Raw genomic sequence first — 15,181 nt, 5'->3', positions numbered from 1 at the left:
CGTTAGACGGTCGCCATGATGTCCATGTCGAGCAACCCTCCACCGAAGTCGGCGCAGGAGAGCCCGCCCATGCCGGCCCACTGCAGTTCGCGGTGGTCACGTTGGAAGGCGAGGTAGCGGTCGTAGCTGTGCTCCAGGTTGGCGGTGTTCGCCGCGACACCGGCCCGTGGGGCCCAAGGCGTCCAGGTCGATGCCGGCGGTGTCGGTGACGCGACGCAGCCAGGTCTCGTGCAGTGCGGCTGCGTCACCGGTGAGCGGCCCGTCGGTGGTGACCGGGCAGGACGCCCCGGCCCAGGTCTCCACATCGCGGTCGGTGGCCGTGGCGGCGGGCATCGCGAGGGTGGCAGCTGTCATCAACGCCATCAGCGTGGCTGTGACGCGACGTCCGGAAAGACGTGGGGGCAGGTGCAGGGGCACAGGATTCTCCCGGGGCATAGAGGACTGGCCGGACAGTAGCCCAGAACGACGGTGCGGCGAGGTCCGACGTGCCCGTCCGAGCGCATCTGATGCTACGGGGTCGGTGCAGGTGGCGCCGCGGATTCAGGTGAATCAGAATCATGATAGTTAATCTCCGTCACTCTGGTAACTTCAATCACAGGTATTCTCGACTCCATGAGTTTTCTGAGGATTACGGTGGGCGTCTTCACCGCTGCCATGACTGTCGGATCCGCTATCGCAGAAGCAGCGGATCTCCCGGGTTCGTCCGGCGGGGCGACGCCCTGCACCGTCGCACTGGATCCGGGGCACAACGGGGTAGCGACGAACACCTTCGACCCGGTGACGGGCGTCCTCATGGCGGACTACCCGAACGGGCAGGAGGACGCGGACGCCCTCGAGATCGCCCGTGCTGTCCGCGACCGCGTGGAGGCTGCCGGGTTCGGAGCGGTCCTGCTCAAGGACGCCATCGACGACAATGTCAGCTACCGGGACCGGGTCGACCGTGCGGCAGCCGGGGACGCGGTGATGGGTGTGTCGATCCACACCACGCCTGGGGCGGACGGCTCCGCGGTGTATCCGCAGCGGGTGGGCGGTTTCCGTACCGGCGAAGGCGCCGACGGGCAGCGGACCACGGTGACCTTCGGGGACGTCGCCACCGCCGCGGAGTCGCAACGCTTCTCCACCATGATGGCAGGTGCCCGCTCGGTCGCGGAGCTGCGTGGCGTGCCGGTCACGGATCTCAGCTTCGACGGTCGGGAAGGGTTGTGGGGCGGGAATCTGCCGGTCATCTCGCTGATCGCGGACACCCCGTGGGTCTACAACGAGTTCGGCAGTGTGACCGGCGGTGGGGCCCATGGCATCAGCACGGCAGAGAAGGCCCGCTACGTCGACGGGCTGTCCGCCGGGATCCTCGCCGGACTGACGGCCTCACCGCAGTGTGCGGTGGCAGGGTCCGTGGGGTCACTGTAGAAGGACACGGTGGCCACACCCGTGAGGGGCACCTGCTGTGCACCGAAAGTGAGCCGGAGGCCGCGGCGGGGTGTCTCCCGATGAACAGGGAATGTACCCTCGGTAAGGTATGCGTTCGTTCTGGCACGCACTGGCACGCACTGGCACGCACTGGCACGCACTGGCACGCACTGGCACGCACTGGCACGCACTGGCACGCACTGGCACGCACTGGCACGCACTGGCACGCATTGGCACGCACCGGCACTGCCCGAGGACACCGAGGGAACGAGGACCATCACATGACAGACACCACCGACCAGCTCACCGACCGCGAAGGCAACGCCGTGGAGGTCCGTTACCTGCCGGGCGAGGACGCCTACGGCATCTTCGTCGAGGGAGAGGTCGATCCCGCCGGGAAGGCGCACTACCTCGACCGTCCCGGTGAGGACGGTGCGGAGCGGGTCTTCCACCACACTGTGGTCGATGAGGCGTACGGGGGACGCGGTCTGGCCGGCATCCTGGTCGACAAGGCTCTGGCGGACGCTGCGGCGCAGAATCTCACCGTCATTCCGGTGTGCTCCTATGTCGCCCACTGGATCGAGAAGAACAACTGGCAGGGCAAGGCCGCACCCGCGACTGATGAGGTTCAGGAGTGGGTCGCGAACCAGGGATAGGGGTCAGTCGACCAGTTCGACATTGTCGTAGTACTCACCGTGGTTGCTGACTATCTCGGACACGTTGTGGTCGACGATGTTGGGGTACTGCGAGTGGAACCCGACGCGACCGACTGCGGACTGACCGAACTGCGCGGTCGAGTACAAGTACTTCAGGACAGGGTCCTTGGCGGAGTGGTAGTTGTTCACCGTCCCGTTCACCGCCTCACTGAGGGGACGCCAGTTCCGCTTGCCTCCGATCGCAGCGCCCATGAGGTGGATGTCCCGGATCTTCGGCGACGCGCCGAATCCGGCCATCGCTGTTGCCGCGGTGACCATGACCCGCCCGCCGAGACTGTGGCCGACGAGGACGAACTCTTCCTGTTCGGTCTTGGCCATCAGCGCAGCCAGCGCGGCACCTGTCAGGTTCGCCCGGTTGACTGCGGTATGCCAGGGATTCTTGAGCAGGCTTCCTGCCGCGAGGGCGGGTGCGATCGGGGCGGCCTTCCTCGCCATGGTCTTGCTGGCACGTCCGACGGTCTTGAACACCGCATTTCTCCCCGCCTGTCCGGCGGCGCTGACGCCGGCGACTCCGGCAAGGTGCTTGAGCTCTTTGCTGCCCCAGTTCAGCTCGTACACCGGGGACTCCGGATAGAGCTGCTTGACTGCGCGGACAGCCTTGTACCACTCCGGATTCTTTTCGTTGAGGAACCCACGGGCGATGACGACGGGGACGCCGGGGCCGTCGCCGATCTTCTCTATACGGAAGGACTTGTCTTCGCCGATGTAGCTGCCGAGAATGCGGTCACCGTAGGCGCCGCCGAGCAGCCCGCCGGCGGTGGCGACAACATAAGTCCCACCAGCCATGCCCAGACCACCGGCGGCGACAGAACCACCACCGAGGGCTGCCAGACCAGCATTGGTGGCCGCAGCGCCGGAGTATCCGAGGACCTGGGCACCGATGAGTCCGCCGATGGCCGGTGCGGCGAGGAAGGCGACACCGGCTGCACCGCCGACAGCTGCCACACCAATCGAGGCGCGGGTGGTGAGCTTCGCCAGATCAGGCTTGTCGAACTGGACGAGCGACTCCCAGTCGGAGAGGTCGGCGATAGTCTCGGCGGAGCGTTCGAAACTGGGGATGTCGTGCCGGTGTTCGGCGCAGTAGGGGACGAGTCCCCTCGTGCCGCCGGCTTTCACCGCCATGTTCCGGCAGCCGGGCGCTGCGCAGTTCACGGTGGGGGCTCCGCAACTGTCGCACAAGTAGAGGGAGCGCTTGCGTCCTTCCCGTATGACCTTGTGGTGCGTCGTGCGCTGCGCGCAGTTCGAGCACCAGCCTTCGGCAGCCTCCTCGCCGAGGTTCTCGGTGTACCCGGTGATCTTCTTCGCCGTCTTCGCTGAGGCGCGTGCCGCAGTCTCGTAGCTTTTCACGAGCTCGGCACTCGCTGCGTCGTCTTCGCTCTCAGCCTCCTCGATCGCGAGGCCCTGGACATACTCACTGGCCGCGGTCCAGAGATTCTGGGCGATAGCGCGGTTCCGGGTCAGTTCCGCGTCCCCGGTCACCGTCGGTTCCGGGTCGTGGAGATTGCCGAACACCTTGAGTGAGCGGCCCTTGGGGGACCAGATTTCACACGCGAAGTGGCCACTGTCATCAGGTGCGGTAAAGGTGATGACGTCATCGAACGGATGCAACTGAGCTTCTCTCTCCAGGGCAGGGCGGTGTACGGAGGTACTCCACCGGAACGGTCATTTTATCGCCCGAACGACCGTTGAGGTTACGTTCGTGACCTACCCTGTGTGCCCTGACTGTCTGTGTCACCGGTAACTACAGTGGCCCCCATGACCATTCGCACAGCTGTCCTCGGGTTCGGTCTGTCCGGCCGGATCTTCCATGCCCCCTTCATCGCCGCGAATCCTGCGTTCGAGCTGGCCGCGGTGGTGACCGGCAACCCTGGTCGTCGCGACCAGGCCACAGCGGAGTACCCCGAGGTGGAGGTCCTGGACTCGGTCGACCTGGTCTTCGACCGGGCGGACGACTTCGACCTCGTGGTCATCGGAACCCCGAGCGGTACCCACTCCGATCTGGCGGGACGCGCCCTGGGGGTTGGCCTGCATGTCGTCGTCGACAAGCCCTTCGCCGTCTCCTCGGAGGAGGGCCGTGCCCTGGTCACCAAGGCTGAACAGGTCGGCAAGGTCCTCACCGTTTTCCAGAACCGTCGGTGGGACGGGGACTTCCTCACCCTGAAGAAGCTCATCGACGCCGGCGAACTGGGGGAGGTCCGCCGCTTCGAGTCCCGGTTCGAGAGGTGGAAGCCGGAGCAGGGCTCCGCTTCCGCCGGCGGCGCAACCTGGAAGACCACCAGTGCCCGCGGCGAGGGCGGCGGCATCGTCTACGACCTCGGCGCCCACCTCATCGACCAGGCCGTGCAGCTCTTCGGCCCCGTCGCCGAGGTCTACTCCGAGATAGACACCCGCCGGGAGCAGGTCACTGCCGAGGACGACGCCTTCATCGCCCTGCACCACGAGTCCGGGGTCCGATCACAGCTGTGGATGAACGCGGTCGCGCCGGGGCCCGCACCCCGGTTCCATGTCCTGGGCTCCGAGGCCGGCTTCACGAGCTGGGGCCTGGACCCCCAGGAACCGCAGTTGCTCTCAGGCATGCGCCCCGGTGATCCGGACCTGGGCGTCGTTCCCCAGAGCAGATGGGGGACGCGCTGGGCCGGTCTCGAGCAGCGGCCCGTGCCTGCTGAGAAGGGGAACTACTCCGAGTTCTACCGACTCCTGGCGGACGCGATCGAGGGCTCCGGTCCCGCACCGGTGGATCCCTCGGACGCCGTCTACTGCCTCGAACTCATCGAGCGCGCCTTCACTCTGTAGCCCCGCCAGCAGCCCCGCCGGCCTCCACCAGCTCGGTGGCGGCCAGGCAGTCGCCGGTCACGTCCAGGATCTTCGCTGCGGTCTCCGGGGTGGTGGTCCCGGTCTGTCCGAGGTGGTCGGCCGCGGCGGCGAGGATGTCGAACCACAGGGCATTGGCCAGGTTGGCGTTGCCGCCGGTCAGTCCGGTCAGCCGTCCGGACACTGTGGCGTCCGTCGGGGAGATCATCGTCGTCTTCGCGATGCCGGTGGTCTCCAGGTTCTCCAGGGTCGTGTAGCCGGCGGCGAGGTCATTGCCGGCGACCTCGTAGGGCAGCAGGATCGCCTCGGCACCGTGCTCGGCCAGTGCCTCGGTGAAGACCTGCACCGCCAGGGCGAACAGTGCGGTGATCACTCCCTGGTCGATGTCGAGGTGACCGTGGTCGCGCCAGGAGCGGCGAACCTCCACGATGCGCCCCCGGTCGCCGGCTCCGGCACCGTCACTCTCGTCGGTGATGTCGATGACCTGTGCCTGCGCTTCGCGTCCCTCCGCGGCGAGTTGGTCGAGTACGGCCGCGGCGACACTGTGCAGGGCGATCCGGTCGACTTCCTCGGTGGCGAAGGCGTCGACGCTGTGCAGCGCGAGCACGGCCTGGATCCACGCGCCGGTGACTGTGGTCCGCGGCAGTGCCCGGAGCTCATCGAGCAGCTCACCGGGAGCCTCAACGAACAGCTGGCGTGGCTCCATGCCCTGGGCACCGACGACGGCGACGATCAGGCCGTTGTCATCGATGACCGGGGGCTGCAGGAAGGCTTCCATCATCTCGACAGCGCGGATCTGGTCGACGCTGCCGGCGGCGGTCTGCAGCAGCAGATCCAGTGCCTCCGGGTTGATGCCGTCGACCGGGGTCCTGGTCAGGGCGGTGAAGATCTCCTCGGCGCGGGCATGGTCGGGGCCGGTGAAGGCGAGGTCGAGTCTGGCGTCGTTCATGGCGGCCATCCTAGGGGCCGTGACTGTGCCTGTCTCAGGCGGCCGCCGAGTCCGGCGGTTCCTGGCGCCGACGCCTGGTCGATGGTCGGAGGAGGAAGAGCTCGAAGGCGTGCTCCTGCCCGGCAGTCATCCCGGAGACGGTGGTCACTTCCTCCTGTGCTGGTGTGCGGTCCGGGCCGGTGTCCATGTCGCGGTCGGCGGCCCGCTCGCGGAGGATCGCGGCATCCAGGTTCTCGGAGAAGTCCTCCGGCAAGGTCGGTGAGGTGATCAGGGAGAACAGGGTGTGTGCGGTGGTGTCCATGGTCAGAGACGTTAAACTCCGGAAAGGACAACACCGTCGGCCTCCACCATCAAATAAGAACAGGTGTTCGATGAAAATCGTGATCGCCCCGGACTCCTTCAAGGAGTCCCTTACCGTCGTCGAGGCCTGCACAGCGATGGCAGCCGGTGTCCGAGACATCCTGCCGGACGCCGAGATCATCGAGATTCCGATGGCAGACGGTGGCGAGGGCACCGCCCACGCCTTCGCCGCCGCCCTTGACTTGGAGGAACGCACCACCACCGTCACCGGTCCACTCGGTGATCCGGTCGAGGCGCACTGGTGCGGTGACGGCACCACCGCCGTCGTCGAGCTCGCCGAGGCCGCCGGGATCCACCTCGTCGCACCCGAACATCGCGACATCTGGGCCGCCGACACCCGCGGCGTCGGTCAACTTCTCAACGCCGCACTGGACACCGCACCGCAGAAACTCATCATCGGCCTCGGTGGCTCGGTCACCACTGACGGCGGACTCGGCCTGCTCGCCGCCCTCGGCGTCACTGCGGTGGACGCTGCCGGCGAACCCACAGACCTGCGCCACGCCGCCCGTATCACCGGAGAGCGTGACCCCCGCTGGAATGACATCCAGGTCGTCATCGCCGGTGACGTCGACAATCCGCTCTGTGGCCCGACCGGCGCCGCCGCCGTCTTCGGCCCGCAGAAAGGCGCGACCGACGAGGACATCCCGGAGCTCGACAAGTCCCTGCACCACTGGGCTGACCTGCTGGCGGACTTCACCGGCACAGATGGCACGACGATCCGGGACACTCCCGGAGCAGGGGCCGCCGGTGGGGTCGGTGCCGCACTGCTCAGCGTCCTGCATGCCGAGATGCGCTCCGGGGCCGACCTGCTGCTTGACCTCGTCGACTTCCGCAGCAAGGTCGCGGACGCCGACTTCGTGCTCACCGGCGAAGGGAAGATCGACGCACAGACCGGGTACGGCAAAGCCCCTGCCCGGGTCGCTCAATCCGCCGGAAACGTACCGGTCGTGGCCTTCGGCGGACGGGTGGACGCCACCGCAGAGTCCCCGGTCCCGGGGATCTTCATCGACACCATCGCGATCAGTGACCCGGCGTCCTCACCGGAGGAGAATCTCGCCGATGCCGACACCAACCTCCGGAAGGCGGTGGCGTCATGGCTCGCCGCGCGGTGATGCTCCTGCTGGCGTCCCTGCTGCTCGCCGGCTGCAGCAGTGGCGGCAGCAATGACGAGGGACAGGCCACCAGCGTGTTCTTCGGTGACAGTCTCACTGACGACGGCTCCGACGGCGTGCGCTACACCACCATGCCCGGGGAGATCTGGGCACAGCTCGTCGACCCGGACGGGCTGAACTACGCCGTCGGCGGCGCGAGGATCGACGGGATCACCGGGCAGATCGACGACTTCCTCGCGGAGTACGACGAGATCAGTCCCGACCAGCTCGTCACCGTCTTCGTCGGCACCAATGACGTGCTCTCCGGCGCTGAGACTGCTGCCGTGACCGCCGCCGAGGTCGACCAGATCGGACGGCTGCTCGACGCCGGAGCACAGAAGATCCTTGTCTTCACCCTCTTCGATCTCGCCGCGACACCCGCTTTCGGAGGCACGGACACCGACGCCCACCTGGGCATCCACGACCGCACCCTTTCGTACAACCAGTCCCTGCTGCAGAGGCTCGCCGAGCGCTTCGGTGACGACGACCGTATCGGTGTCTTCGACACCTTCGGCGCGGTCAACGGGATGGTGACGGACCCGGCGTCCTACGGTTTCACGCACGGGGCGGGGGAGGACGCCTGCGCCGTTCCGGGCGCGGCCTGGTGCGACACGGGGAGTCTTGTCGCCCCGGACGCCGACCAGACCTACATCTTCGCCGGGGGAGTGCACCTCACCACGAGAACCAATGAGCTCCTCGCCGCAGCCGTGAAGGCGCGCATCGAGGAGCTCTGGGGCTGACCGGAACGGATCAGACTAGACCGCGTAGGGGTCGCGCTGGCCGACGTACTGGATGGTCGAGTACTCCGCGATGCCCTCGGCGCCGCCCTCCCGGCCCAGGCCAGACTGCTTGACCCCGCCGAAGGGCGCGGCCGCGTTCGAGATCACCCCGGAGTTGAAGCCCATCAGGCCGAACTCCAGACCGTCGGCCAGTCGGTACAGCCGCGCCGGGTCCTGGCTGAACACATAGGACGCCAACCCGAACTCCGTGTCATTGCCCATCGCGATCGCCTCCGCCTCATCGGAGAAGGTGAAGATCGGGGCGAGTGGCCCGAAGATCTCCTCGCGGAACACCCGGGCAGTCGTGGGGGCATCCACTATCACCGTCGGGGTGAAGAAATGCCCCTCACCCTGCAGGGGAGTACCGCCGACGATCGCCCGGCCGCCCTTGTCCACCGCGTCCTGCACGAGCGAGTCCAGGTTCTCCACCGCCTTCGCCTCGACCATCGGGCCGACGTCCACGCCGTCCTCCAACCCGTTGCCGATGGCCAGCGCACCGACCTTCGCGGCGAACTTCTCGGTGAACTCCTCGGCCACCGACTCATGCACCAGGATCCGGTTGGCCGAGGTGCAGGCCTCGCCACCGTTGCGCATCTTCGCCGCCAGTACTCCCTCGACCGCGAGGTCCAGGTCGGCGTCCTCGAAGACGATGGCCGGCGCATTGCCGCCCAACTCCATCGAGGTGCGCAGCACGTTGTCCGCCGCCGCCTTCAGGAGCGTCACGCCGACCGGGGTGGACCCGGTGAAGGACACCTTCCGCAGCCGCGGATCCGCCAGCAGCGGTTCCGAGACCGACGACGCCGACGTCGAGGACACCACATTGAGCACTCCGTCCGGCAGTCCGGCGTCCAGCATGGTCTGCGCGAAGTACTGCGCGGTCAGCGGGGTGAGCTTCGCCGGCTTGAGCACCATCGTGCAGCCCGCGGCGATGGCCGGGGCGACCTTGCGCGTGGCCATGGCCAGCGGGAAGTTCCACGGGGTGATCAGCAGGCACGGGCCCACCGGCTTGTGGCGGGTGGTCATCCGCAGCGTGCCCTCGGGCACCTCGGTGTGGTGCCCGTAGTGCCGCACCGCCTCCTCGGCGAACCAGCGCAGGTACTCCGCACCGTAGGTGAACTCGCCGTAGGCCTCGGCCAGCGGCTTGCCCATCTCCAAGGTCATCAGGGTGGCGAAGGTGTCCTTGCGCTCGGTGACCAGCTCGAAGGCGCGTCGCAGGATTTCGGAGCGTTCCCGTGGGGACGTCCGCGCCCAGTCGTCCTGTGCGGACGCTGCGGCGTCGAGCGCCGCGACGGCGTCCTCACTCGTGGCGGACGCCAGGGTGGCCAGGTGCTCCTCGGTGGCTGGGTTCTCCACGTCGTAGGTGGAGCCGTCGGAGGAGTCCCGCCACTGACCGTTGATCAGCAGACCGGTGGGGACGTCCTTGAGAATGGCGGAGGTTGTGGTGGACTCTGTCATCGCTTCTCCTTGAAGTGTTCGGCGGTGTGCCTGTCTGTTCCCGATGGTAGGCGAGGTGTCTGTCCGACCGGGGTTGTAGACTCTCCCTCCTATGTCGAACACACGCGCCGAGGGCGCCTACCAGCAGGCCGTCGGGGCCTTCAGGAACCCGACGCTCGATCTGCTGCACGGCCGCTACGCCCCCTTCGTCGTCGCCGCACTTTCCCTCATCTTCACCTCGGAGCGTCCCACCGTCGCCGTCACCGACGCTCATGTGGAGGTCGGCGACATCGCCGAGGATCTCCGCGTCACCGGGCACGAGGACCTGCCCACCGGCACCGGCCGCGACATCTGCCGCTACTGGCGCCGCGTCGGCTGGCTCGTCGAACAGATCGAGGACGGCACCGAGGTCTACCGCCTCTCCGCCCAGGCCGTCGGCGCCCTCGAGATGGTCGGACGCGTCGGCGGCGGCCGCGCACGCGTCTCCCGCTCCCGGGTGCGCACCCTGCTCGACTCCGTCGACCAGCTTTCCCAGGACGCCGAGCCGGACGCCGCACAGCGACTGGCGAATCTGCGGGCCGAGCGAGACCGCATCGAGGCCGAGATGGCCCGCGTCGCCTCCGGTGAGATCGACGCGGTGGAGGACGACCAGCTGCTGGAGGAGGCGGAGAACGTCCTGCACCTCTCCCGCGAGCTGCCCGCCGACTTCGCCCGCGTCGCCGAGTCCATCAACGCCATGCAGCGCGACGTCGTCGCCGAACTGCGGCGGGACGTGCGGCCTACCGGCGAGGTGCTGCGCGAGTACCTGCACCGCGGCGAGCATGTCATGGACACCACCCCGGAGGGCCGCGCCTTCGCCGGTGCGTTGAAGCTGATCGGGGATCCTGAGCAGATCGACCAGCTCACCGACCGGGTGACCAGCCTGCTCAACCAGCCTTTCGCCCGGAGGATGCGTCCTGACCAACGCGCCGAGCTGGGTGCCATCGCGCGGCGGGTGGAACAGGGCGTGGCCGAGGTGCTCACCGCCCAGCGTCGTGCCTCGCACGTCATCACCGCGCAGGTCCGCACCCATGATCCCGTCCGCGACCGGGAGATCGATGATCTGCTGCGTGAGGCGATGGCCGGGCTGCAGATCTGGAACGGTGCCGGTGCCACAGACACAGTTGACCCCTTGCGCAGTTTCCCCACCGCCACCATCGGCCACCTGCGCCAGAACCTCGCCGACCCACGCCCGCCGGGAACGCCGGAACCCCTGCACGCCCACGAGGCGGAGCCGGACGTCCCGGATGATGACTCGCGTGCCTGGGGTGGGCCGCACTACCCGGAGCTCGAGGCGCACGTAGCGGGCCTGGCGGGATCGGGTGCAGACACCTTCGACCTGGCGGACGTCTTCGCCGACCTCCCCGGGGACATCCGCCGGCCTGCCGACCTGCTCGGCCTGCTGGAGATCGCCCATCGCCACGGAATGACCGAGTCCGAGCAGGTCACAGAGGTTGAGGCAGTGCGTCCGGACGGCACGTCCCGCCGCTTCGCCTTCGGCGCCGTACAAGCGCACACCACCCCGAGTAGACAGGAGCCCCAGCATGACTGACCCCTTCATCGACGCGGTCGCCATGGAGAACGACCCGGACGGCTGCTTCCCCGGGGACCGTGGCGTGCTCGACCCGGACATCCGCCGGGTGCTCGTCCGTCTGCTGCAGCGCCGTTTCCTCTCCGCGGAACATCACGAGGACTGGCGCATCCTCATGGACAACCAGCAGGTCATCGAGTCGCGCATGCACGACCTCTTCGTCCGCCTCATCGTCGACACCGACCGCGGGGTGGCCTACAAGCAGCAGGTGCGTTCGGACGAGCTGGACGTCCCGATCCTGCTCACGGACCGCGCCTACTCGCGCGTCGACACCCTGGTGCTGGTGTACCTGCGCACCGTCCACCAGCGCGAGGCGACGGCGGGGGAGCAGGACGCCCGCGTCGACGTCGAGGAGGTCACCGACACCGTCATGACCTACTTCACGCAAGACGACACGGATGTCGCCGGACGCCAACGCGCGATCCTGCGGTCGTTGGAACGACTGCGCGGCGACGGTGTCGTCGACGAGGAGTCCGAGGGACGCTTCCGCATCAACCCGCTGATCGAGATCGTGGTCAGCGCCGATAAACTCCGCGAGGTCAACGACTGGCTCGCAGCGCAGAACACGGCAAAAGGAGACCACCAGTGACCATGCTCGACACCCTCTTCGGCCTGGTTCCGGAGGCCTCCACCGGCCAGCAGTGGCTCGCCGAGGACCTGCAGCTGGTCAACTGGGGCGGCTACGACGGCGCCCACCGCGTCCGGTTCTCCCCGGCCGCCACCCTGCTCTGCGGCGGCTCCGGCTCCGGCAAGTCCACCCTGATGGACGCCTACATCGCCCTGATGATGCCGCACACCACCCCGTTCAACGGGGCGTCCAACGGCGCGGTCACCGGCCGGCCCCGCGGCGAGGAGCAGCGCAACATCCTGTCCTACGGTCGCGGCAAGTTGGACGAGTCCCGCAGCGGGGAGGGGACACAGGTCCGCGTGCTGCGCGGCGACGGCACCGACACCTGGACCGCCGTCGCCATGACCTGGGCCGACCACAGCAACAGCCATGTCGTGCAGCGGTTCACCGCGGTGCGCGCCTGGTACTTCCCGGCCACCGCCCGGGTGATGGAGGACGCGGTGAAGGTGCGTGGTGTCGTCGACGGCCCCTTCGACCTCGCCGCCCTGCAGGACGCCGCGACCCACCGGCTCTCCGATGCCGCCGTCCGCGCGACCGGGCTGGACACCATGCCGACCGACAAGGAGTTCCTCGCCCGGATCCACTCCGTGCTCGGTATCGGTGCCGCTGGGGCGGGCACGAAGGCGATGAGCCTGCTGGCCCGGATCCAGGCCGGTCAGCAGATCACCACCGTCGACGAGCTCTACAAGCGCATGGTGCTGGAGGAACCGGAGACCATGGCCGTCGCCGACCAGGTCGTCTCCCACTTCGATGAGCTGGAGTCCACCCGCGAGCGCATGGTCACCGCCCAGCGCCAGGTCAAGGCGCTGCGTCCTATCCGGGAGTACACGAGTGCCATCGAGGCCTCCGCCGAGCAGCTGCGGCTGATCGAGGAGATCGGCACCTTCGACGACGCCGATTCGCTCGCCGCCCTGTGGATGAACGGCCAGCGCCTGGACCTGCTGCACACCGCCGAGGCCGAGGTCCGTACCCAGAAGAAGGCGGTGGACGCCGAGGTCACCGCCGCCACCGTCGCCGCCGAAGCCGCCGAGGCGGAGCGGGACGGCCTGTTGGAGGTGCTGCGTCATTCCGGTGGTGACCAGCTGGACACCGCCCAGCGGGAGATCAGTCAGGCCGAGCGTCGTCTGGCGGAGGTCTCGCGTGCCCGCGCCCGCTTCGATGAGGCAGTGATGCCCGCGGACCTGGAGGAACAGGTCACCACCGCCGAGGACTTCGCCGCGCTCACCGAGCACGCCCGGATCGCGCTGAACGACCCGAACATCAAGACTGCGGCGATGGACGCCTACGCCGACGCCCGCGCCACCGTCTCACGGCTTTCTGCCTCCCTGAAGGACCTCGAGGCCGAACACCGGCAGGTCACCGGCCGGGCCGACAACATCCCCGGGGAGCTGCATGCCGCCCGGGACGCACTCGCCACTGCGGCCGGCCTGACCCGCGCCGACCTCCCCTTCGTCGGCGAACTCGTCGAGGTACGCACCGAGTACGAGCCCTGGCGTGAGGCCTTCAACCAGGCACTCGGCGGTTTCGCCACGACCCTGCTCATCGACACCGCGAATCTCGCGGACTTCCGGGCAGCCATCGACACCGTCCGCACCGGACGCCGTATCCGCTTCGAGGGCGTGCACACCGGCCTGCAGACCACCGGCCACCTCGACCCCGCCCGCCTGCCCGGACGCCTGGACTACCGCGACAGTGCCTTCACCGGTTGGCTGCAGCAACGCCTCGAGCGCCAGTTCGACTTCGTCTGCGTCGACTCGGCAAGTGAGCTGTCCGGGCATTCCCAGGCGCTGACCATCACCGGCCAGCTCTCCCAGGGCAGCCGCGGTGCCCATGGTGGTCACGGCGCACGCAACGTCCTCGGCTTCTCCAACCAGCGCCGGCTCGCCGACCTCGACGGCGACATCGCCAAGCTCCGCGCCGAGATCGCCGCGGCCGCAGCGTCCCGCGATTCCTACGCCGCCGAGCTGGACGCCCTGGATGCCCGGCTGGCCGCCTACCGCGCGGCCACCGCGGTGACCTGGGAGGAGATCGACGTCGACGCGGTCACCGCCGAGCGTGACCGCTGGGCCGGCATCATCGACGAGATCACCACCGGCAATCCGGAGATCGAGAAACTGCAGGAACAGATCGACGAGCTCAAGGTGACCGTTGACCGGCAGCGGGAATCCATCGGCAAGGCCCGCGGTGAGCAGGACGTCCTGAAGACCCGCTGGGCCGACATCGCCGACCAGGTCGACGCGGCGATGATCGCCGTCGACGAGGCTGACGAGGCTGGCCGGGAACTCAGCGACGCCCAGGCGTCCTACCTTTCGGAACGCTTCGGACCGTCCGACACCCCCGACCAGCTCACCGTCTTCGACGCCGCCATCGCCACTGCCGCCGGACGCCTCGCCGAGGACCGGTCCACCGCCCAGAAGACCCTCACGGCGCAGCGCGACCAGCTGCGCCGCACCCTGGAGAACTTCCTGGACAACTGGCCGAACCCGAACCTGCGCGCCGACCCGGACACCTCCGTCGGCGACTTCGAGCGCATCCTCGACGACCTGGAGACCAGTGGACTGCACGAGCTCGAGGCGGAGTGGAAGAACAGCCTGGTCACGATGTCCGGCAACGACCTGACGAACCTGGCCTCGGCGCTGTCGCGGGCGCGCCGGGAGATCCAGGAACGCATCGAGCCGATCAACCAGATCATGCGGGAGCTGCCGTTCTACGACGACGACCACCGGTTGCAGATCTCCCCACGGGACAACCAGTCGGAGTCGCGGCGTAAATTCCTCAAGGATCTGCGGGATGTCCGCGGTCTCATCGAGTCCTCCTCGACCAGTCCGGCGGACAGTCCGGAACGGGCGCAGGCCTATGAGCGCATGTCGCGGCTGATCAACCGGATCCGCCGCACCGCCCCGGACTTCGACGGGCTGATCGACGTGCGTAACCACGTGCGCGTCAGTGCAGAGAAGATCCACGCGACCACCGGTGCGCATGTCGCGTTGTACGATCACATCGGTGAGAAGTCCGGTGGCGAGTCCCAGGAGCTCATCGCCTTCATCGTCGGTGCCGCGCTGCGCTACCAGTTGGGCGATGCCTCGGCGGAACGTCCCCGCTATGCCCCGGTCTTCCTCGACGAGGCACTGATCAAGGCGGACGCGCACTTCACCGCCCGCGCGATCGGCGCCTGGCGTGGTCTCGGATTCCAGCTGGTCATCGGCGCGCCGAACGACAAGTACAGTGCCATCGAGCCGCATGTGCAGGTGGAGTACGACATCCTCAAGGACACCTCCGGGCGGTCCTGGGCGAAGCCGAAGGTCGGGGTGTGAGA

General features: G+C 68.0%; 13 protein-coding genes. 8 read left to right on the top strand and 5 right to left on the bottom strand.

From position 1 onward, the window contains the following. Positions 1–96 precede the first annotated feature (96 nt). Complete coding sequence (locus tag ACTXPP_RS11975; RefSeq protein ID WP_443342314.1) at positions 97–363, bottom strand: hypothetical protein; 267 nt, start codon at positions 361–363, stop codon at positions 97–99. A gap of 249 nt (positions 364–612) precedes the next feature. Here ACTXPP_RS11975 and ACTXPP_RS11970 point away from each other — a divergent pair, with 249 nt between their 5' ends. Further along, positions 613–1,407 (top strand): N-acetylmuramoyl-L-alanine amidase, encoded by a 795-nt coding sequence (locus ACTXPP_RS11970; protein WP_301520139.1) that lies wholly within the window; start codon positions 613–615, stop codon positions 1,405–1,407. Between the two features lie 281 nt (positions 1,408–1,688). Continuing rightward, positions 1,689–2,063: a GNAT family N-acetyltransferase gene (locus tag ACTXPP_RS11965; RefSeq protein WP_301520138.1), complete on the top strand. Its 375-nt coding sequence runs from the start codon at positions 1,689–1,691 to the stop codon at positions 2,061–2,063. 3 nt (positions 2,064–2,066) lie between these two features. Here the strand turns inward: ACTXPP_RS11965 and ACTXPP_RS11960 are convergent, their stop codons facing one another. Then, a complete protein-coding gene (locus ACTXPP_RS11960; protein ID WP_443342311.1) occupies positions 2,067–3,635 on the bottom strand; it encodes a DUF726 domain-containing protein in 1,569 nt (522 codons plus the stop codon). Positions 3,636–3,878: 243 nt separating this feature from the next. On the opposite strand from ACTXPP_RS11960, the gene ACTXPP_RS11955 reads away from it, so the two are divergent. Continuing rightward, positions 3,879–4,916, top strand: a complete 1,038-nt coding sequence (locus ACTXPP_RS11955; protein WP_443342309.1) for a Gfo/Idh/MocA family protein — start codon at positions 3,879–3,881, stop codon at positions 4,914–4,916. On the opposite strand, the gene ACTXPP_RS11950 is transcribed toward ACTXPP_RS11955, so the two are convergent. Both ACTXPP_RS11950 and ACTXPP_RS11945 read right to left on the bottom strand, forming a co-directional pair. Next, positions 4,906–5,883 (bottom strand): hypothetical protein, encoded by a 978-nt coding sequence (locus ACTXPP_RS11950; protein WP_443342306.1) that lies wholly within the window; start codon positions 5,881–5,883, stop codon positions 4,906–4,908. The genes ACTXPP_RS11955 and ACTXPP_RS11950 overlap by 11 nt on opposite strands. A gap of 34 nt (positions 5,884–5,917) precedes the next feature. Next, entirely contained in the window at positions 5,918–6,184 is a 267-nt protein-coding gene (locus ACTXPP_RS11945; protein ID WP_315150777.1) for a hypothetical protein, read from the bottom strand. Positions 6,185–6,254: 70 nt separating this feature from the next. On the opposite strand from ACTXPP_RS11945, the gene ACTXPP_RS11940 reads away from it, so the two are divergent. Continuing rightward, positions 6,255–7,355 (top strand): glycerate kinase, encoded by a 1,101-nt coding sequence (locus tag ACTXPP_RS11940; protein ID WP_443342303.1) that lies wholly within the window; start codon positions 6,255–6,257, stop codon positions 7,353–7,355. Then, complete coding sequence (locus tag ACTXPP_RS11935) at positions 7,337–8,134, top strand: SGNH/GDSL hydrolase family protein (RefSeq protein WP_443342301.1); 798 nt, start codon at positions 7,337–7,339, stop codon at positions 8,132–8,134. The genes ACTXPP_RS11940 and ACTXPP_RS11935 overlap by 19 nt, the downstream gene beginning before the upstream one ends. A 15-nt stretch (positions 8,135–8,149) precedes the next feature. Here ACTXPP_RS11935 and ACTXPP_RS11930 read toward each other — a convergent pair whose 3' ends face one another. Then, a complete protein-coding gene (locus tag ACTXPP_RS11930; RefSeq protein ID WP_443342299.1) occupies positions 8,150–9,628 on the bottom strand; it encodes an NAD-dependent succinate-semialdehyde dehydrogenase in 1,479 nt (492 codons plus the stop codon). 91 nt (positions 9,629–9,719) lie between these two features. Here ACTXPP_RS11930 and ACTXPP_RS11925 point away from each other — a divergent pair, with 91 nt between their 5' ends. Genes ACTXPP_RS11925 through ACTXPP_RS11915 form a run of 3 tightly spaced genes read left to right on the top strand, consistent with a single transcriptional unit; the run spans position 9,720 to position 15,179 of the window. Next, positions 9,720–11,198 (top strand): DUF3375 domain-containing protein, encoded by a 1,479-nt coding sequence (locus ACTXPP_RS11925; protein ID WP_443342297.1) that lies wholly within the window; start codon positions 9,720–9,722, stop codon positions 11,196–11,198. Continuing rightward, positions 11,191–11,826: a DUF4194 domain-containing protein gene (locus ACTXPP_RS11920; RefSeq protein ID WP_301520749.1), complete on the top strand. Its 636-nt coding sequence runs from the start codon at positions 11,191–11,193 to the stop codon at positions 11,824–11,826. The genes ACTXPP_RS11925 and ACTXPP_RS11920 overlap by 8 nt, the downstream gene beginning before the upstream one ends. A gap of 2 nt (positions 11,827–11,828) precedes the next feature. Next, positions 11,829–15,179 (top strand): ATP-binding protein, encoded by a 3,351-nt coding sequence (locus ACTXPP_RS11915; protein WP_443342318.1) that lies wholly within the window; start codon positions 11,829–11,831, stop codon positions 15,177–15,179. Positions 15,180–15,181: the final 2 nt, after the last annotated feature.

This window comes from Candidatus Corynebacterium faecigallinarum (assembly GCF_052264515.1).
In the GTDB taxonomy this organism is placed as follows: domain Bacteria; phylum Actinomycetota; class Actinomycetes; order Mycobacteriales; family Mycobacteriaceae; genus Corynebacterium; species Corynebacterium faecigallinarum.
Note: the sequence above shows the minus strand (reverse complement) of the source record. Positions and strands in the feature narration are given on the sequence as shown.